The organism is Streptomyces sp. NPDC001156 (genome assembly GCF_053598275.1).
Window position 1 is genome coordinate 15,524 of the sequence record NZ_JBSFJX010000090.1, and the last position, 18,613, is coordinate 34,136.

17 protein-coding genes are annotated in these 18,613 nt (G+C 70.2%); 6 read left to right on the forward strand and 11 right to left on the reverse strand.

Annotated elements, in window-relative coordinates:
- Window positions 1-44: 44 nt before the first annotated feature.
- The 4 genes from ACWDA7_RS31645 to ACWDA7_RS31660 all read left to right on the forward strand — a co-directional run bounded on the left by ACWDA7_RS31645 (window position 45) and on the right by ACWDA7_RS31660 (window position 3,583).
- Complete coding sequence (locus tag ACWDA7_RS31645; RefSeq protein WP_450608534.1) at window positions 45-1,466, forward strand: amino acid permease; 1,422 nt, start codon at window positions 45-47, stop codon at window positions 1,464-1,466.
- Between the two features lie 119 nt (window positions 1,467-1,585).
- On the forward strand, window positions 1,586-2,131 hold the full coding sequence (locus ACWDA7_RS31650) for a sigma-70 family RNA polymerase sigma factor (protein ID WP_450608536.1): 546 nt from the start codon (window positions 1,586-1,588) through the stop codon (window positions 2,129-2,131).
- Between the two features lie 136 nt (window positions 2,132-2,267).
- Window positions 2,268-2,783 (forward strand): hypothetical protein, encoded by a 516-nt coding sequence (locus ACWDA7_RS31655; protein ID WP_450608538.1) that lies wholly within the window; start codon window positions 2,268-2,270, stop codon window positions 2,781-2,783.
- A 143-nt stretch (window positions 2,784-2,926) separates the two neighbouring features.
- A complete protein-coding gene (locus ACWDA7_RS31660) occupies window positions 2,927-3,583 on the forward strand; it encodes a zf-HC2 domain-containing protein (RefSeq protein WP_450608540.1) in 657 nt (218 codons plus the stop codon).
- A 44-nt stretch (window positions 3,584-3,627) separates the two neighbouring features.
- On the opposite strand, the gene ACWDA7_RS31665 is transcribed toward ACWDA7_RS31660, so the two are convergent.
- The 3 genes from ACWDA7_RS31665 to ACWDA7_RS31675 all read right to left on the reverse strand — a co-directional run bounded on the left by ACWDA7_RS31665 (window position 3,628) and on the right by ACWDA7_RS31675 (window position 8,151).
- Window positions 3,628-4,488, reverse strand: coding sequence for an Fpg/Nei family DNA glycosylase (locus ACWDA7_RS31665; protein ID WP_450608542.1), 861 nt, complete (start codon window positions 4,486-4,488; stop codon window positions 3,628-3,630).
- A 48-nt stretch (window positions 4,489-4,536) separates the two neighbouring features.
- Window positions 4,537-6,609: a SpoIIE family protein phosphatase gene (locus ACWDA7_RS31670; protein WP_450608544.1), complete on the reverse strand. Its 2,073-nt coding sequence runs from the start codon at window positions 6,607-6,609 to the stop codon at window positions 4,537-4,539.
- Between the two features lie 78 nt (window positions 6,610-6,687).
- Window positions 6,688-8,151 (reverse strand): DUF6777 domain-containing protein, encoded by a 1,464-nt coding sequence (locus ACWDA7_RS31675; RefSeq protein WP_450608545.1) that lies wholly within the window; start codon window positions 8,149-8,151, stop codon window positions 6,688-6,690.
- A gap of 155 nt (window positions 8,152-8,306) precedes the next feature.
- Here ACWDA7_RS31675 and ACWDA7_RS31680 point away from each other — a divergent pair, with 155 nt between their 5' ends.
- Window positions 8,307-9,731, forward strand: a complete 1,425-nt coding sequence (locus ACWDA7_RS31680) for a lipase maturation factor family protein (RefSeq protein WP_450608547.1) — start codon at window positions 8,307-8,309, stop codon at window positions 9,729-9,731.
- Here the strand turns inward: ACWDA7_RS31680 and ACWDA7_RS31685 are convergent.
- The 8 genes from ACWDA7_RS31685 to ACWDA7_RS31720 form a co-directional block, all read right to left on the reverse strand.
- Entirely contained in the window at window positions 9,719-10,558 is an 840-nt protein-coding gene (locus tag ACWDA7_RS31685; protein ID WP_450608549.1) for an amidohydrolase family protein, read from the reverse strand. The genes ACWDA7_RS31680 and ACWDA7_RS31685 overlap by 13 nt on opposite strands.
- A complete protein-coding gene (locus tag ACWDA7_RS31690) occupies window positions 10,555-10,869 on the reverse strand; it encodes an L-rhamnose mutarotase (protein WP_450608551.1) in 315 nt (104 codons plus the stop codon). The genes ACWDA7_RS31685 and ACWDA7_RS31690 overlap by 4 nt, the downstream gene beginning before the upstream one ends.
- Entirely contained in the window at window positions 10,866-11,861 is a 996-nt protein-coding gene (locus ACWDA7_RS31695; RefSeq protein ID WP_450608553.1) for an aldo/keto reductase, read from the reverse strand. The genes ACWDA7_RS31690 and ACWDA7_RS31695 overlap by 4 nt, the downstream gene beginning before the upstream one ends.
- Window positions 11,858-12,613: an SDR family NAD(P)-dependent oxidoreductase gene (locus tag ACWDA7_RS31700; protein ID WP_450608555.1), complete on the reverse strand. Its 756-nt coding sequence runs from the start codon at window positions 12,611-12,613 to the stop codon at window positions 11,858-11,860. Before ACWDA7_RS31700 ends, ACWDA7_RS31695 begins: the two co-directional genes overlap by 4 nt.
- The gene (locus tag ACWDA7_RS31705; RefSeq protein WP_450608557.1) at window positions 12,610-13,950 is read right to left on the reverse strand and encodes an L-fuconate dehydratase; all 1,341 of its coding nucleotides are present in this window, start codon (window positions 13,948-13,950) and stop codon (window positions 12,610-12,612) included. The genes ACWDA7_RS31700 and ACWDA7_RS31705 overlap by 4 nt, the downstream gene beginning before the upstream one ends.
- 77 nt (window positions 13,951-14,027) lie before the next feature.
- On the reverse strand, window positions 14,028-15,053 hold the full coding sequence (locus ACWDA7_RS31710; protein ID WP_450608559.1) for an ABC transporter permease: 1,026 nt from the start codon (window positions 15,051-15,053) through the stop codon (window positions 14,028-14,030).
- Window positions 15,046-16,545 (reverse strand): sugar ABC transporter ATP-binding protein, encoded by a 1,500-nt coding sequence (locus ACWDA7_RS31715; protein ID WP_450608561.1) that lies wholly within the window; start codon window positions 16,543-16,545, stop codon window positions 15,046-15,048. Before ACWDA7_RS31715 ends, ACWDA7_RS31710 begins: the two co-directional genes overlap by 8 nt.
- The gene (locus ACWDA7_RS31720; protein WP_450608563.1) at window positions 16,542-17,627 is read right to left on the reverse strand and encodes a sugar ABC transporter substrate-binding protein; all 1,086 of its coding nucleotides are present in this window, start codon (window positions 17,625-17,627) and stop codon (window positions 16,542-16,544) included. Before ACWDA7_RS31720 ends, ACWDA7_RS31715 begins: the two co-directional genes overlap by 4 nt.
- A gap of 195 nt (window positions 17,628-17,822) precedes the next feature.
- On the opposite strand from ACWDA7_RS31720, the gene ACWDA7_RS31725 reads away from it, so the two are divergent.
- A complete protein-coding gene (locus ACWDA7_RS31725; protein WP_450608565.1) occupies window positions 17,823-18,524 on the forward strand; it encodes a FadR/GntR family transcriptional regulator in 702 nt (233 codons plus the stop codon).
- Window positions 18,525-18,613 lie beyond the last annotated feature (89 nt).

The following is an 18,613-nucleotide window of genomic DNA, read 5'->3' on the forward strand; positions in this document are numbered from 1 at the left end:
TGATCCGCCGTCAGCAGATTGCCGTCTGCGAAGAGGTGAGGCTCATGGCCGGGCTCAAAGTGGGCGAGGGGGTTCTCCGCCGCAAACCCATCGAGCACATCGAGGAGACGGAGGCCCGTGAGGGCACCCGGCTCGACCGTTCGCTCGGGCTGTGGCAGCTGACCGCCATCGGTGTCGGCGGGATCATCGGGGCTGGCATCTTCACCCTGGCCGGTACCGTCGCCAACGGCACGGCGGGTCCCGCGGTCCTCGTGTCCTTCCTGATCGCGGGCGTGGCCAGCGCGGCCGCCGCACTCTCGTACGCCGAGTTCGCGGGCCTCATCCCCAAGGCGGGGTCCGCCTACACGTACGGCTACGCGGTGCTCGGCGAGTACGCCGGCTGGTTCATCGGCTGGGATCTGCTGCTGGAGTACACGGCGATCGTGGCGGTGGTGGCGATCGGCATCTCCGGCTACTTCGGCTTCCTCGTCGGGGAGATGGGCGCTCATCTGCCGGCCTGGATGCTGGGCGCGCCGGGCACCGGAGCCGGTCACCGGGTCGACCTGTTCGCGGTCGTGTTGTGCCTGCTGATCGCGTGGCTGCTGAATCTCGGCATCCGCAACGCGGCCCGTTTCGAGACGACGGTCGTGGCCCTGAAGGTCCTCGTCGTCCTGCTGGTGATCGCCGTCGGCGTCTTCCACATCGACACCGCCAACTACCACCCGTTCTTCCCGTACGGCGGCGGTGCGTTCACCGGTGCGGCGACCGTCTTCTTCGCGGTCTTCGGGTACGACGCGATGTCCACCGCGGCCGAGGAGTCCAAGGACGCGCAGCGCCACATGCCGAAGGCGATCCTGTACTCGCTCGGCATCGCGATGGTTCTGTACGTGGCGGCCTGCCTCGTGCTGACGGGCATGCAGAACTACAAGCACATCGACAAGGAGAGCGGCTTCTCCAGCGCGTTCAAGTCGGTGGGCCTCGGCGGTCTCGCGGATCTGATCGCGGTCGGCGCCATCGTCGGCATCCTCACGGTGATGTTCACGTTCATGCTGGGCGTCACCCGGGTGTGGTTCTCGATGTCCCGGGACGGGCTGCTGCCGAAGTGGTTCGCGAAGACGCATCGCACACGTCACGTCCCCACGCGTGTCACCTGGATCGTCGGGGCCGCCTCCGCCGTCATCGCCGGGTTCCTGCCGATCTCCGAGGCGGCCGAACTGACCAACATCGGGATCCTGCTGGCGTTCGTCGTGGTGTGCGTGGCGGTGATCGTGCTGCGCTACCGGCAACCGGAACTGCCGCGTACCTTCCGCACGCCGTGGATGCCGTTCGTGCCGGCGCTGGGCGTGGTCTTCTCGCTCTGGCTCATCACGTTCCTGCAGTGGCAGACCTGGGTGCGCTTCGCCGTGTGGTTCGCGATCGGCCAGGTCGTCTATTTCGGTTACTCCTACAAGCACTCCGAGCTGGCCGGGACCGTCACGTCGCGGTGAGGCGGCACCGCTCCCCGGCCGACCGCTCGCCGCACCGTTCACCGATGAACAGCGACCGCCCACCGCACAGCCCGGTTGCGCACCTGTCCGGGCGGCGTGCGGCGCGTTGCCATACGCGCATGACGGCCGGAACCACCACCCGCACCGGGACGACCGCCGAGCACGAGCTGGCCGAGCTGCAGCGCGAGCACGGCCGCCCCCTCTTCGCCCTGCTGCTCAGGCTCTCGGACGGCGACCGCCAGCGCGCCGAGGATCTGCTGCAGGAGACGCTCGTACGCGCCTGGCAGCACCCCGAGGCCCTGCGCGCACACGATTTCGACTCCGTGCGCCCGTGGTTGCTCACGGTCGGCCGACGGCTGGCCATCGACGCCCGGCGGGCCCGCCGGGCGCGTCCCGCAGAGGTCGGGGACGCCGTGCTGGAGAACTCCCGGGTGATCGCCGACCACGCGGAACGGTCCGCCGCGATGCTCGACGTACGCGAGGCTGTGAAGACTCTCACGCCCGAGCACCGGGATGTGCTGGTGCAGGTGTACTTCCAGGGGGCCAGTGTGGCGGAGGCTGCCGAGGCCCTGGGAATCCCGCCCGGTACGGTGAAGTCTCGCGCGTACTACGCCCTGCGCGCCCTGCGCAGGGTTTTGCCGGGTTACGCAGCCGACCTGCGGTGAAACCGAAGGCCGAGTCAAGCCTCCGTAAAGCGCCTTGCTGCCGACCATGGTTGAGCACTCAGCTTGCCTCATCCGTGTTCCGGACTGGGGGCCCGGGTTCGGGCGACGCGCACGTACCGGAGGAAGGCAGGAAGGGATGCTGCACAGAGGCCAAGAGAGCACGGACGGCACCGGCGGCGGTGAACTGGCCGTCCCCATGGCGTGGCTGTACGCCGAGTACATCGCGGACGAACTGCTGCGGACCGGCGACCTCATGCCGCCGACGTCCTTCGAGTTCCGGGCCGGGCGCGACGCCCTGGCACTGACCATCTTCCTGTCCGACACCGGCGGCGAGCTGTCCGGGATCCGGGTGGTCTCACAGCTGGAGACCTGGCTTTCGCTGACGGCGTACGACCAGCCCTGGCAGAACTGGGTGCGCGAGCGGATGGCCGAGCTGACCGCCGAGGCGGTCGCGACGGCAGCCCCGGCACCGGATCTGGAGCTGGCGTCGGCGGCCTGGCGCTGGCTGGAGGAGACCGAGCTGCTCGCCCCTGACCTGGACGCGGTGCCCGGCGGCGCGGCCGTGGTCGGCGAGGACGACGGCCCCAAGGTCTGGACGCCGGCCTGGCAGCTGGGACTCCCCCTCGGGCATCTCGCCATCCATCTTTTTTGAGCACGGACCAATCCGCAGACCCGACGGCTCCGAATGTCTTGGCCGCGAATCGGTAACGGCCTTGAGTGATTCAGCCGTCAGGTCCGTACCGGTGAGCAACAGCAACACCACCCCCACCCCGCTCACCGGCATGAGGATTTGGTATGAGGTCCCTGGAACGCCATCGCGACGTCGGCGCCTATGCGCTCGGCGTGCTGGACGAAGCGGAAGCCTTTCGCTTCGAGGACCACCTCATGGAGTGCCCCAGTTGCACGGCACACGTGAGCGAGTTCCGCCCCGCGGCACGACAGCTGATGCTGTACCGCCAAGCGACCCCGCGGTCCGTGCATCCCTTCGCGGCCCCCGGGCCGCGCCTGCTGGAGCGGCTGCTCGAGGAGGTCACGGCCAAGCACCGCAACGAGCGCAGGCGCCGGCTGTACGCGGTCGCCGCCGCCGCGGTGTTCGCGGTCGGCGCGCCGGCAGCCGCGCTGGCGACCGGGCACGGCTCGCCCTCGGCGGCCACGGCCATGAGCGCGACCGACCCCGACACGGGCGTGTGGGCGGAGATCACCACACAGGACCGGCTCTGGGGCAGTCAGGTCGACGTCACGGTCAAGGACAAGTCCGGACCGCACCCGTGCCGGCTGGTAGTGATCGGCAAGGACGGCACGGAGCACACGGTGACGAGCTGGATGGTGCCCTCGGACGACGGCGAGGCGACCTCCATGCAAGGGGGCTCGGCGCTGCGGTCCGGGCAGATCGACCGCTTCGAGGTGCGCACCAGCGACGGGCAACACCTGGTCACACTGAAGTCCCGCTGATCGGGTAGGACCGGGCGCCCGTGTCCTGCCGCCGACAGCCCGTGCTACTTCAGCAGCCGTGACAACCGGCGGTCTGCGAGCGGCTTGCCGCCCGTCTGGCAGGTGGGGCAGTACTGCAGCGAGGAGTCGCTGAAGGACACCTCGCGGATGGTGTCCCCGCACACCGGGCACGACTCCCCCGTGCGGCCGTGAACCCGCAGGCCGCTCTTCTTCTCCGCCTTGAGGCGGCCGGCGGCCAGACCCCGCGAGCGCTCCACCGCCTCGGTGAGCGTGGTCCGCAGCGCCTCGTACAGGTGCCCCGTCTCCTGCCGCGACAACGACGCGGCCAGTTTGAACGGGGACATCTTCGCCGCGTGCAGAATCTCGTCGCTGTAGGCGTTGCCGACACCCGCGATCAGGCTCTGGTCGCGCAGTGCTCCCTTGATCTGCCGGCGCTCGCCCGCGAGGAGCCGCGCGAGCCGCTGCTCGTCGAAGTCGGCGGCGAGCGGGTCCGGGCCCAGCCGGGCGATCCCCGGGACCTCCTGCGGATCGTGTACGACGTACACGGCGAGCCGCTTCTGGGTGCCCGCCTCCGTCAGGTCGAAGCCCTCACCGGTCTCCAGCGCGACCCGGAGGGCGAGCGGGCCCTTGCCGGGACGGGGCACACCGTCGGGCAGGCGGTCCTTCCACTGGAGCCAGCCCCCGCGGGCCAGATGGGTGACGAAGTGCAGTCCGTCGGCCTCCAGGCCGAGGAACTTGCCGTACCGGCCGACCGCGGTGACGGTGCGGCCCTCGAAGGCGTTGACGGGCGGGTCGTACGTCTTCAGGACACTGATGGCCACGGGCAGCACCCGCACCACCTCGTGACCGACGACGTGCTCGGTCAGGAAATCCTTGAGCGCTTCGACCTCGGGCAGTTCCGGCATGTGTACCAGAGTGCCATCTGCCGCCGGCGACGCGTCCCTTCCTGGGTGTCAGCCGCGTCGCGGGACCAGGAACTCGCACCACACGACCTTTCCATAGCCCCTCGGCTCCACCCCCCACACGTCCGTGAGCCGGTCGACGAGCAGCAGGCCGCGGCCCGAGACGCACTCCTCGCTCGCCTCCCGGCGCCGGGGCAGGGCACTGGAGATGTCCTCGACCTCCACGCGGAGCCTGCGGTCGTGCCCGGTGACGATCCGCAGGGAGACGGTGGCCGATCCTGCGGTGTGCAGCAGGACATTGGTGATCAGCTCGTTGGCGACCAGTTCGATCTCCGAGGACCGCTCGCCCACCCCCCAGGCGCTCACGGCCGCGCGGATCGCGCGGCGGGCCTCGGTGAGCGCGTCCGGGTCGCCGGGCTCCACGTGCTGCTGCAGGCGTCCGCCGGACCGCTGGTACAGACACCCGCGCCGCAGCAGCAGGATGGCCACGTCGTCGTCGCCACCTCGCTCCTCGGCCACGTCGATGAGCAGGTCGGCGAGGTCGCGCACATCGTCCGGGCCGGCGCAGACCAGGTCCCGCAGGATCATCATGCCGTCGTCGATGTCGGCGCCCGGCTCTTCGATCAGGCCGTCGGTGCACAGCAGCAGGGTCTCACCGGTCCTCAGCTCGACGGTGGTGACCTCATATTCGAGGCGGTCGAATTCGGCGGACAGCCCGAGCGGAAGCCCGCCCTCGATGGACACGAGCCGGCAGCCGCCACCGGGCAGCCGCACCAGCGGCTCCAGGTGGCCCGCGCGGACCACCTGCACCACTCCGGTGGACAGATCGGCCTCGGCGTACAGGCAGGTGGCGAAGCGCTCGGTGTCGAGTTCCTTGAGGAAGACCGAGGCGCGGGCGACCACGGTGGCCGGTGTGTGACCCTCGGCCGCGTAGGCGCGCAGCACGATGCGCAGCTGGCCCATGACCGCGGCCGCGTGCGTATCGTGGCCCTGGACATCGCCGATGACCGTGCCGACCCGCCCGCCGGGCAGCAGGATCACGTCGTACCAGTCGCCCCCGATGTCCCGGCCGAGGGCACCGGCGCGGTAGCGGACGGCGATGTCGGCGCCGGGCACGCAGGGGATGGAGCGGGGAAGCATCGCCTGCTGCAGCCCTTGGGCGAGGTCCTTCTCCTGCTCGTAGAACATGGCGCGCTGCAGGCTCTGCGCGATGCTGCCGCCGAGCGCGATGAGGATGTTGCGTTCCTCGGGAGTGAAGCCGTACCGGTCGTCGTACAGCAGGCCCAGACCCCCGATGGGCCGTGCCTGCACGATCAGCGGCAGATAGGCCGCCGAGGTGATGCGCAGGTTCGTCAGATTCGGCCACAGGACGGGGTAGCGCTCGGCGAACTCCTCCGGGGACTCGATGAACTGGGGGGTGAGGGTACGCACCGCCTCGCTCATGGGGTACGGCTCGTCGATACGGGTGACCAGCGTGCCCGGTACGGAGCTGCCCGCGGGTCCCTGGACGACGAGCCGGAGGCGGCCCGCCTCCACCAGTCCCACGACGAGGCTGGTCGCACCGAGGTGGGTGAGGCCGCGACAGTCCTTGAGGACGTCGATGACGTCCTGGACAGTGCGGGCCTGGGCGAGCGCCGCACTGGTGATCTGGACGACGTCCGTCTGCCGGCGCAGGGCCTCGTCCTGGGTCGTCTGCTCGGTGCGGGTCCGGCTTTCGCGCAGTTCCTGGGCGGCGTCGCGGACGATGCCGATGATCCGGCGCGGTCTGCCCGTCTCGTCGCGCCGGATGTGGCCCTGGGCGTGGGCCCAGCGCAGGGTGCCGTCGTGGCGGCGGACGCGGAAGTACGTGCCGTAGTTCTCGCTGCCGTCCTTGATGGCCCGGGAGATCAGGGCGTCGAGACGCTCGAACTCCGTCGGCGGGATGCGTGTGGAGAGACTCTCGGGGCGGCCGTCGTATTCGTCGAGGCGCACGTCGAAGATCTCGTGGGCCAGGGCGTCCATGTGGAACAGCCCGGTGTCCAGGTCCCAGTCGAAGCTGCCCATCTGGTTGAGCGCCAGGATCGGATCCGGGTGGTCGGGCCAGTCCTTCGGCAGTGACAGGGCGCCCGCTCCCTGATCAACCATGGGGCCACCTTGCCAGGATTTACCCGAATATTCGACTTCTGCCGCTCTGTCCCGCGGGCCTGCCGGTACGCCGCCGGTTCAGTGGCTGAGTATCCGGGCCGGGCTGTCCAGCAGAGGGCTCTCGGTGCTGGTGGCCTGGGGGACCGGACCGCCTCCGTCAGCAACGCCGGACGTCTCGGGCACGCCCACGGGGCCCGTGTCCTCGCCCGGCGGGCGGAGGGAGGCCGACGCGTCCGGGGCGGAGGGAGGGTAGGCCGGAGCCGAGGGCGAAGCCGGGGGTGCGTCGGCCGTCGGGGAGGCCGCCGGAGTCGTCGCGGCGGCCGGAGGCGCGGCCGCCGTGGCGGACGGTGTGCCCGAGCCGGAGGGGGCCGATGACGGAGCCGCGACGATGGTGGGGGCGGCGCAGTCGCCGCCCCGCTCGGTGGTCTCGGCCGGGGACTGCCCGGACTGCGACGGCCGCCCCTTCGGCGCGACGGTCACGGTCGCGCCCGGCGTCACGCAGTCGAGCCCGGACCGCGCCGGCAACCGGCTCTTCTCGTACGGTGCGGCGTCCGTCCCGCTCGGGGCCGGTGTGTCGAGCGGCGACGCATCGCGCTCGCCCGGAACCTCCTCGGACTCGTGCTCGTGCTCCTCGGGCTGCTCGGTCCGCGTGTCCTCCGTGCCGGGCGTGCGCATCCTGTCTTCGGAGGACCCCGAGTCGCGCCCGGGCGGCGGTGGTACGACCACGTCCCGGCGCCCGTCGTCGCCGATCCGGCGCTCGATCCAGGTGTCCTTGTCCTCGATATTGATGATCATGATGTTCAGGATGATCTGAGGGGCCGGGGTCACCACGACCACCTGCCCGGGCCGGTAACCGGACCAGGGACGGCCTTGGGTGGCGGGGGTGCCCTGCAACCGTGCGGGTTCACTGATGGGGTTGCCGCCGGCGCAGCGCACGCGGGGCACACCGCGGTTGTCGATCAGGACGGCGGTTCCGGCCTCCAGGACGGACTGCCGGGCGGTCGCCTGTCCGTCGCGGAGGCCGTGCAGCGTGACCAGGGTGTCGGCGCGCAGGACCACCGAGGTCAGTCCGCGGAGACGGTCGCGCAGGGACGCCTGGTCGATGCCGGCCGCCTGCGCGAAGGCCCGGGCCTTGGTGGCGTCGGCCGTCAGAAGGGCGATCTGCCGCTCGATGTCACAGCTGGGAGCGGACCGGGTGCCGCCGTAGAGGCCGGGCGTCGCGCCGGAGACCGAGCGTGCCGCCGACAGCGCTTCGTCCACGGTCGGCTCCGGCAACCGGGTGACGGGACGGGGCGAGGCGGCGGATCTGACGGTGGAGTCGGTGAAGGAGTCCGGATCGCTCGCCTCGACCGACTGGAGGAAGACCTCACCGCCGGTCGGGACGGCGGATATCGGGTTCGCGCCTCCGCATCCGGCGCAGAGCAGGGCGGTCGCCGACAGGGTGCCTACGGCAGCGAAGGTCCTGGCGGGCAGGTTCCGCTTCCCGGCGGAGCTCCTGGGTGTCCTGGGGGGTGCCTTTCGCGAGTGGATGGACGTCTTCACCGGTTTCTCCCGTTTCGTCCAAGGCGATTCGTCCCTCATTGTCTGCGCCACTCACTTGGGTTACGCAAGCCGAACAGTGGTGTACACAGAGTCACGAGCTCATCCGCCCCCCACACGGGGTACTCGGGCACACTGAACGGAGAGGAGCGGTCGCCGTGGACTGGTTCGTCGCGCCGGAGTACTGGATGAGCCGGCTGGTCTTCCAGCGGGCTCTCGCGGTCGTGTACCTCTTCGCCTTTCTGACGGCCGCGCTGCAGTTCCGCGCGCTGATCGGGGAGCGCGGGATGCTGCCGGTGCCCCGCTATGTCGCCCGGCTCCCCTTCAAGCACGCGCCCAGCGTCTTCCACTTCCACTACTCCGACCGTTTCTTCGCCGTCTGGGCGTGGACCGGCTGCGCGCTGTCCGCGGCGCTGATCGCCGGAGTCGACCATCAAGTGCCACTCTGGGCGGCGATGGTCATCTGGCTGATTCTCTGGGCGATGTATCTGTCGATCGTCAACGTCGGCCAGACCTGGTACTCGTTCGGCTGGGAGTCGCTGCTGCTGGAGGTCGGGTTCGTGGCCGTCTTCCTCGGCAACGACACGGTGGCCCCGCCGATCGTCGTGCTGTTCCTGCTGCGCTGGATCCTGTTCCGGGTGGAGTTCGGCGCCGGACTGATCAAGATCCGCGGGGACGCCTGCTGGCGCGAACTGACCTGTCTCGACTACCACCACGAGACGCAGCCGATGCCGGGCCCGCTGAGCTGGTTCTTCCACCATCTACCGAGGCCGCTGCACCGGGTGGAGGTGGCGGCCAACCATGTGACCCAACTGGTCGTTCCGGTGCTGCTGTTCACCCCGCAGCCGATCGCGACGGCCGCCGCCGCCCTGATGATCGTCACCCAGCTGTGGCTGGTCCTGTCCGGCAACTTCGCCTGGCTGAACTGGATCACGATCGTACTGGCCCTGTCGGCGGTTCAGTTCCCGTCCGCAGCCGCGAAGCCCTTCGGGCCGCCGCTGTGGTACGAGGTCGTGGTCCTGGTGGTGGCCGTAGGCCTGGTCGCCCTCAGCTACCACCCGGTGCGCAACATGATCTCGCGAGCCCAGATCATGAACCGCTCCTTCGACCCCCTGCACCTCGTCAACACCTACGGCGCGTTCGGCAGCGTCAGCCGTGTGCGGTACGAGGTGGTGATCGAGGGCACGGCCGACGACGCGCCGCGTGAGGACTCCGACTGGCGGGAGTACGAGTTCAAGGGCAAACCGGGCGATCCCCGGCGCTGGCCGCGCCAGTACGCCCCGTACCACCTGCGGCTCGACTGGCTGATGTGGTTCGTGGCGCTCTCCCCCGCGTACGCGGGCTCCTGGTTCGGGGCTCTGGTCGAACGCCTCCTGGAGAACGACCGCGACACGCTGCGGCTCCTGCGCCGCTCCCCGTTCCCGCCGGACACGCCTCCGCGCTACGTACGCGCCCGGCTGTTCCGCTACCAGTACACCAGCTGGCGGGAACTACGGGAGACGGGGGCGTGCTGGAAGCGCACCTACGTACGCGAGTTCATGCCGCCGACCCGGCTCTCCGTCCCAGCGGCTCAGAGCCGGTAGACCCGGGCCGCGGTGCCCTCGAAGACCATCGCGCGCTCGTCGTCACCGAGGCCCGGGGTCAGCGTCCGGGCCGTCCGCGACACCTCCGCGTATGTGGCGGCCAGCGTGCACACCGGCCAGTCCGAACCGAACATCAGCCGGTCCGGGCCGAAGGCGTCCAGCACGGTGTCGGCGTACGGCTGGAGATCCTGCGGGTTCCACTCCTTCCAGTCGGCCTCGGTCACCATCCCCGAGAGCTTGCACACCGTGTTGGGCAGGGCGGCCAGGTCCCTGATGTCCGACGCCCATGGTTCGAGGGCACCGGAGGCGATCGGCGGCTTGCCCAGGTGGTCCAGGACGAAGGTCAGCCGGGGCAGCGCGGCGGCCGCCTTGACACACGCGGGAAGCTGGTGGGGCAGCACGACCAGGTCGTACACCAGACCTGCATCGGCGACCGCGGCCAGCCCGCGCCGTACGTCGGCGCGCAGCAGCCATTCCGGGTCCGGTTCGCCCTGGACCTGGTGGCGGATCCCGCGCAGATACGAACCGCCGGGCAGTTCGCGCAGCCGGGCCAGGGCCTCGGCGACGTCGGGTGCCGTGAGGTCGGTCCAGCCGACGACTCCGGCGACGAGTTCGTGCTCCTGGGCCAGGGCCAGGAACTCCGGGGTCTCCTCGGCCACCGTGATCGTCTGCACCAGCACGGTCCGGTCGACGCCGGCCGCGCGCGCCTCGGGCTCGAGGTCAAAGACGGTGAAGTCCCGCCGTAGCGGTGCCAGTTCGGGCCCCGTGAGCCAGTCCTGATCGCGGACGGCGAGGTCCCACACATGGTGGTGGGCGTCGACGGTCACGGCAGCTCCCACACGACGGGCAGGCAGGCGTCCGCGCCGTCGCTCGAGTAGTCGTGCACGACGTCGAGCAGCTCCGCCATCCGCGCCTGCCAGGCGACGTTGACCGGCAGCTTCTCCAGCTCGGCCAGCAGCCGCGCGTAGTCCTCGCACTCCAGGACGTGGAAGAGGTCCGTCCCGCTGCGCCAGATCGTCCAGGAGGTGACCCCGGCCGCGCGGATCGCCGCCGTCAGTTCCTTCGGCACCTCCCGATGGGCGGCCTCGTACTCCTCGATGCGGTCGGCACGCACCTTCGTGTGCAGAGCGACTCTCATGACGGCTCCTCGGCGTGGAGCTCGGGGACGGGGGCGTCGGCAGGCAGCAGGTCCGCGTCCTTCAACTCCTGCCAGAAGGCGGCCGGTGCTCCGGCCGCGAACTGCTCCGCGCAGTCCAGGACCTCGGCCGCCGAGCGCGCCCCGGCCAGTACGCTCACCACGGCCGGATGGGCGGAGCAGAACGCCAGCGCCGCGGCCCGCAGCGTGGTGCCGTGCCGTTCCGCGAGCGCCTGCAGCCGCAGCGCGCGGTCCAGCAACTCCTCCGGCGCGCTGGCGTAGTTGTAGGTCGCCCCCGGCCGCGGGTCGGCCAGCAGGCCGGAGTTGAAGGCGCCACCGACGACCACGGACACGCCACGCTCCAGCGCCGCGGGCAGCAGCCCGGCCAGTGCGCGCTGGTCGAGCAGGGTGTACCGGCTCGCGCACAGCACCACGTCCACATCCGTGTCGTGGACGAACCGGGTGAGCATCTCGGCCTGGTTCATGCCCGCGCCGATCGCGCCCACCACGCCCTCGGAGCGCAGTTTCTCCAGCGCCGGATAGCCCTCACCGAAGGCCTGCTCGGCGTGGTCGTCCGGGTCGTGGAGGTAGACGACGTCCACCCGGTCCAGGCCGAGCCGTTCGAGACTGCCCTCCAGACTGCGTCGGACGCCGTCCGCGCTGAAGTCCCAGACGCGGCGGTGGGTGGCGGGTACGGCGAAGCCGTTCGCCAGGTCGTCGCCGCCCGCGCCGGTCGGCTCCAGCAGGCGGCCCACCTTGGTGGAGACCGTGTACCCGGTGCGCGGATGTTCGCGCAGGGCGGCGCCGAGGCGGCGCTCCGACAGACCGAGACCGTAGTGCGGGGCGGTGTCGAAGTAGCGGATCCCGGCGTCCCAGGCGGCCTGTACCGCCGCGTACGCCTGCTCCTCGCCGACCTCGGTGTAGAGGTTGCCGACAGCGGCGGCGCCGAAGGCGAGCGCGCCGACCTCGACGGCGCTGCGGCCGAGCGCGCTCACCGGCCCGCCGGTCGCAGTCTCAGGCCCTGCATGCCGCCGTCCACGGCGAGGGCGGTGCCGGTGGTCGCGCCGGACAGGGGGCTGGCCAAGTAGGCGATGGCGCCGGCCACTTCATCGGCACTGACCAGCCGGCCGATGGGCTGGCGGGCCTGGAGCGCGGTCCGTTCGGCGATCGGATCGGGGGCGGCGTCGAGGAGCCGGCCGACCCAGGGAGTGTCGACTGTACCGGGATTGACGCAGTTGACCCGGATGCCCTCGCGGACGTGGTCGGCGGCCATGGCAAGGGTCAGCGAGAGGACGGCTCCCTTGCTGGCGCTGTACAGGGCCCGCTGCGGCAGCCCCGCCGTCGCCGCGATGGAGCAGGTGTTCACGATCGACGCGTGCGCCGACTCGCGCAGATGGGGCAGCGCGGCGCGGGCCGCGCGGACCATGCCCAGGACGTTGACGTCGAGCACCCGCCACCATTCTTCGTCGTCGTTGTCCTCGACGGTGCCCTGGGCGCCGATGCCCGCATTGTTGACCAGGACGTCCAGGCCCCCGAGGTCGACGACGGCGGCGGCCACGGCCGCGCGTACCGAGGCGTCGTCGGTCACATCGGCCCGGTAGGCGAGCAGCGGTTTGTCCACCGATGAGGGATCGCGGTCCAGTACGGCCACCTGGGCGCCACGCTCGCTCAGCAGTTCCGCGGTGGCCCGTCCGATGCCGGAGGCCCCGCCGGTCACCAGGACCCTGAGGCCCTCGAAGTCGCTCATGCCGCATGCCCCTTCTTGCCGTCGAGGTCGGCGGCCCAGAAGGTACCGCCGGGGAAGGTGTACTGCGCGATGGACTCAGGACGCATCACCGCCGAGAAACCCGGCGCGGTGGGCGCGATGTAGTGCCCCTCCCTGACCGTCACCGGGTCGAGGAAGTGCTCGTGCAGATGGTTCACGTATTCGATGACACGGTCGTCGGTCGTACCCGAGAGGGCCACGAAGTCGAACATCGACAGGTGCTGCACCAGCTCGCACAGTCCGACCCCGCCCGCATGCGGGCAGACCGGCACCCCGAACTTCGCCGCGAGCAGCAGGATCGCGAGGTTCTCGTTGACGCCCCCGACGCGGGCCGCGTCGATCTGCAGGACGTCGATCGCGCCGGCCTGGAGGAGCTGCTTGAAGACGATACGATTCTGCACGTGTTCGCCGGTGGCCACCTTCACCGGGGCCACCGCCTTGCGGATCGCGGCATGGCCGAGGACGTCGTCGGGGCTGGTCGGCTCCTCGATCCAGTACGGATCGAACTCCGCGAGCGCCCTGGTCCAGGTGATCGCCTGGTCGACGTTCCAGCGCTGGTTGGCGTCGACGGCGATACGGATGTCCGGGCCGACGACGGAACGGGCGACCCGGCAGCGGCGCATATCGTCGGAGAGGTCCGCGCCGACCTTCAGCTTGATCTGCCGGAACCCGTCGTCGACGGCCTGTGCCGCCAGCCGGGTGAGTTTCTCGTCGCTGTAGCCCAGCCATCCCGGTGACGTGGTGTAGGCGGGATAACCCCGCTCCAGCAGCCTTGCGGTGCGCTCCGTGGCGCCCTCCTTGCCGCGGCGCAGCAGGTCCAACGCCTCGTCGGGGGTGAGCGCGTCGGTGATGTAGCGGAAGTCGATCTGGCGGACCAGCCACTCCGGGTCGGCCTCGGCGAGCAGCTTCCACAAGGGCCGGCCGGCACGCTTGGCGGCCATGTCCCACACGGCGTTCACCACCGCCCCGATCGCCATGTGCATCACGCCCTTCTCGGGCCCGAGCCAGCGCAGCTGGCTGTCGGCGATCAGATCGTGGAAGAGCGATCCCGGATCGTCGCAGATCGTGTCCACATCCCGTCCGACCACATGTCCGCGCAGCGCCTCGATCGCGGCCACCTGGACCTCGTTGCCCCGCCCGATGGTGAACGTGAATCCATGACCCTCGAGCCCGTCGGCGGCGTCGGTGCGCAGCACGAGATAGGCGGCCGAGTAGTCGGGGTCCGGGTTCATCGCGTCGGAGCCGTCGAGCTCCCGGGAGGTCGGGAAACGGATGTCGAAGGTGTCGACCGCGACGACACGGGCGGCAGTTGGGGACACAGGAGGCCTTTCGGTCCGGAGCACTAGGTCGTACACGATGTGGCTTGTCGTACGGCGCTGTACGACAACGAGGAGGGTCAGTCCTGGGCACGGCCCGTCGTCACGCGCGCGATCATCAGGGCGACCAGGATGATTCCGCCGTAGATGGCCTGGATCCAGAACGACGGCACCTGCGCGAGGGTAAGCAGGTTCTGTACGACACCCAGGAGGAGCACACCTGTCAGGGCGCCGAACATGGTGCCCTTGCCGCCGTCCAGGCTGATGCCGCCGATGACCGCCGCCGCGAACACGGTGAAGATCATGTTGTTGCCCTGGTTGGCGCTGATCGCCCCCACATAGCCGGTCTGCATGATCCCGCCGACGGACGCGAGGCAGCCGGCGACGACGAACACGCCGAGCATCACGCGCTCGACGCGGATACCCGCAGCGCGGGCCGCGTCCGCGTTCCCGCCGATCGCGTACAGGGCGCGGCCGACGCGGTGGTAGCGCAGAACGAGACCGGCGACCGCGAAGGCCACCGCCGCCAGCCACACCGACATCGGAACGCGCAGGAAGGTCGTCGTGGCCAGGGTGAAGAACGCGTCGGGCATCCCGAACAGCGTCTTGCCCTTGGTCGCGCCGACCAGCAGGCCGCGCAGGACGATCAGCATGGCCAGGGTGACGATGAACGCGTTCAGCTTGAACTTCACCACGAGGATGCCGTTGAAGGCGCCGATCGCCGCGCCGACGACGAGGATCGCGACCAGCGCGAGCCCGGCGGGCCACTCGGTGCCCCAACCGGACTGGGCCGCGGGCAGCACGAGCAGGGCGCCCACCGCCGGCGCGATGCCGACCACCGACTCGAGGGACAGGTCGAACTTACCGGTGATCAGGACGAGCGACTCGGCGAGCACGACCATCGCGAGGGCCGCGGAGGCGCCCAGGATCGAGACGATGTTGCGTTCGGTGAGGAACGAGTCGTTGACGAACGACCCCAGCACCAGCAGGAGCAACAGGGCCGGGACCAGGGCGAGTTCACGGGCCCTGCGGAGCAGGACGGCCTTGGCCGAGCGGGGGCCGGTGACCGGGACGGGCGTGAGCGGCGGGGCCTTGGTGTCAGCCATGGTCCACTCCTTCGATGGAGGCGATCAGCTCGTGGTCGTGCCAGCCCGCCGGGTGCTCGGCGACGATCCGGCCGTGGAAGAGGACGAGGACGCGGTCGCAGCGGCGCAGGTCGTCGAGTTCGTCGGAGACCACGAGCACGGCGGTGCCGTCCTCACGAGCGCTGTCCATCCGGGCCAGCAGCGACTCCTTGGACTTCACGTCGACACCCGCGGTGGGATTGATCAGGACAAGCAGACGCGGGTCGGAGGCCAGGGCACGCGCCATGACGACCTTCTGCGCGTTGCCTCCGGAGAGGTCCGACACGGGCTGGTCGGGCCCCTCGGCGTGAATGTCGAGGCGCTCGATCAGGTCGGTGGCGAAGGCGCGTTTGCGACGGCTGCCGACGAACCCGTACCGGCCGAGGCGGCCGAGGACACTCATGGTCGCGTTGTCGCCGACGGTCATCCCGGCGACGAGGCCCTGCTCGTGCCGGTCCCGGGGCACGCATCCGACACCTGCCCGGAGCGCGGCCTGTACATCGCCGAACGGAAGCGGCCGACCGTCGAGACGGGCCGTGCCACCGGTCGGGGTGTGCAGTCCGGCGAGGGTCTCGGCGAGTTCGATCTTCCCGCTGCCGCTGGACCCGGCGAGCCCGACGACTTCGCCGTGGCGGACGCTGAAGCCGATCTCCTCGTACGACGGAGCGGTGAGCCCCTGCGCTTCGAGGGCCACCGGTGCGTCGTCGGGCACGGCGTCCCGCGCGATCGCCGTCGCCCGCTCCGCGAGGCTCTCCCCCGCCATGGCCTCCACCAGGGCGGCGCGGGGCAGGTCCGCGACCGGGGCGGTGGTGATCCAGCGGGCGTCACGCAGGACCGTGACGGTCTGGCAGACCTCGTACACCTCCTGGAGGTGGTGCGAGATGAACAGGAAGGTGACACCGGAGTCCTGGAGCGCCCGCATACGTCTGAACAGGCGCTCGATCTCGCGGTTGTCGAGCTGGGCGGTCGGTTCGTCGAGGATGATGAAACGGGCGCCGAAGCTCAGCGCCCGGGCGATCTCCACCATCTGGCGGTCCTCGACCTTGAGATCGGCGGTGCGTGCGTCCGGGTCGACGCGCACGTCCCAGGTGGCGAGGACCTCGGCCGCCTCCGCCTTCAGCCTGCGCCAGCTGATGAGCCCGCCGCGCCCGGTCGGCTGCCGGTTGATGAGGAGGTTCTCGGCAACCGTCAACTCCGGTACGACCGTGGGCTTCTGATAGACGCAGGCCACCTTGCGGCGCCAGGCGTCCCGGTCGGCGAGCGCGGGTGCGGGCTCGCCGTCGAAGCGGACGGTGCCCTCGTCGGGGGCCTGGAGGCCCGTGAGGACGTTGACGAGCGTGGATTTGCCGGCGCCGTTGCGGCCGACGAGGGCGTGGGACTCGCCGGGGAACACGGTCAGCTGCCCGTCCTGGAGAGCGACGGTGGGACCGTACCGCTTGACGATGTCCCGCGCCTCAACGAGTGGGGTGCTCATTTGACCGTGTTGCCCCAGAGCTTGGGGTCATCGACGTTGTCCTTGGTGACCAGCGGGGCGGGCAGCTGGTCCTCCAGGATGCCGCTGGGCAGCTTGACGATCTGGGAGTCGTGGTCGGTGGGGCCGGGCTTGAACGTCTTCCCCTGCATCGCGGCCTTGATGTAGTACATGCCGTACTTGGCGTAGGCGTCCGCGGGCTGGGAGACCGTGGCGTCGATCTCGCCCTTGCGGATGGAGTCGAACTCCTGCGGGATCCCGTCGTTGGAGACGACGACGATATGGCCCTTCTGACCCGCCGTCTTCAGCATGTTCTTGGACTTGAGGGTCTGCAGGGTGGGCGCGAGGTAGACGCCGCCGGCCTGCATGTAGATCCCCTTGATGTCGGGGTTGGCGTTCAGCAGGGTGTCGAGTTTGGATGCCGCGGTGTCGGACTCCCACTTGGCGGGGATCTCCAGGACCGTCAGCTTCGGGTACTTCTTCTTCACACAGGCGCGGAACGCCTCGGAACGGTCCCGGCCGTTGACGGAGGCGAGGTCGCCCATGATCTGCACGACCTTGCCGCTGGTGATGTGCTGCCCGAGGTATTCGCAGGCCTTCTCGCCGTAGGCGACGTTGTCGGCACGAACGACCATCGCGACCTTGCCCTTGTCGGGCGCGACGTCGACGGCGACCACGGGGACGCCCTTGCGTTCGGCCTGGTCGAGTCCGGCCTGGATCGCGGCGCTGTCCAGCGGGGCGACGACCAGGCCCTTCACGCCCTGGTTGAGCTCGTTGTTGATGTCGGTGATCTGCTGCGAGGGGTCGCTGTTGGAGTTGACGGTCCCCAGGGCGTCGACGCCTTCCGACTTCGCCATCTTGGGCACGTAGTCGTTGTACGACTGCCAGAACGGCGAGGTCAGCAGGGGCAGGATCACTCCGACCTTGCCGGTGCCACCACCACCGGCGCCGGAGGAACCGCTGTCCTTGGTACTGCCGCATGCCGTGAGCGCCAGGGTGCAGCAGGCGGCCGCGGCCGTCGCGCGCACCGCCCACGAGGAGATCCGCCTGTCTTGCCTTCCGTTCCGCACAGTACTGCCGGCCATCTGTCGGCTCCTCATCGAGCGTGATCGAGCAGTTGCCCGCATACTTATCAGACCACTCGGCCGCTACAACACCCTTCAGTGTCAAGTTTTCGCGCTTTTCGGCCATAGTGGTCGGACCACATCGATGGTTAGACTGCGGCCCACGGCGACAGAAGGAGTGGCGTGGACGAGACCCCGACCGGGACGGAACCGGAGATCACGGCGGCCGCTCCGCAGAAGGGCACCGTGACGGAGCGCGCCATCGAGCAGATCAAGGCGATGATCGCCGCGGGCCGGCTGGAACCGGGCGAGCGGCTGCCGACGGAACGCGATCTGGCGGCTCGACTGGGCATCTCACGCAGTTCGATGCGGGAGGCGATCCGTGCGCTCACAGTCCTCGGCGTGCTGGAGGCCCGGCACGGATCGGGCATCTATGTCACCCAGTTGGAGGCAGGCGACCTGCTGGAGACCTTCGGCGTGGTCGCGGACCTCTCGCGCGGGCCACGCCTGGTCGAACTGCTGGAGGTCCGGCGCATCCTGGAGTCGACCGCGACCGCACTGGCGGCGGCCCGGATCTCCGACGACCAGCTCGCCGAAGTGGAGAAGCACCTGACGGCGATGAACGCGACGGACGACCCTGAGGAGATCCTCGCGCACGACCTCGCCTTCCACCGGGAGATCGCGGCGGCGGCCGGCAACGAGACCATGGCGGCGATCCTGGAAGGCCTGTCCTCACGCACCTTCCGCGCCCGCGTCTGGCGCGGCTACCAGGAAGAGGGCGCCTTCACCCGTACCCGCCGCGAGCACGCCGCGATCCACCGGGCTCTGGTCGCCCACGACCCGGAGGCGGCACGGGCGGCCGCGGCCGCGCACGTGGGTGAGGTCGAGCAGTGGCTGCGGGCGCAGCTCGGCCCCTAAGAGGTATCCCGTAATGCGGGGTGAGGTGGGCCTTGCCGGGGTGGGTGCTGCGGTTACCGGACGTCGAGTTTGAGGTTGTGTAGTGCTGC